1 rRNA gene is annotated in these 255 nt (G+C 58.4%); it reads left to right on the top strand.

Annotated features, from left to right (window positions below):
• Positions 1 to 255: ribosomal RNA gene (locus MWC30_RS22335) — 16S ribosomal RNA — on the top strand; the annotation flags it as partial.

Here is a 255-nt window from a genome sequence, read left to right as displayed (position 1 = left end):
TACGGGAGGCAGCAGTGAGGAATTTTGCGCAATGGGAGCAATCCTGACGCAGCAACGCCGCGTGGGTGATGAAGGCCTTCGGGTCGTAAAGCCCTGTCAGGTGGGAAGAATGTCCCGGGACTGAACAAGTTTCGGGAGTGACGGTACCACCAGAGGAAGCACCGGCTAACTCCGTGCCAGCAGCCGCGGTAATACGGAGGGTGCAAGCGTTATTCGGAATTACTGGGCGTAAAGCGCGTGTAGGCGGTCCTGCAA

It is taken from the genome of Desulforhabdus sp. TSK (assembly GCF_022836495.1).
Taxonomy (GTDB): Bacteria; Desulfobacterota; Syntrophobacteria; order Syntrophobacterales; family Syntrophobacteraceae; genus Desulforhabdus.
This window is presented reverse-complemented; position numbering and strand designations above follow the sequence as displayed.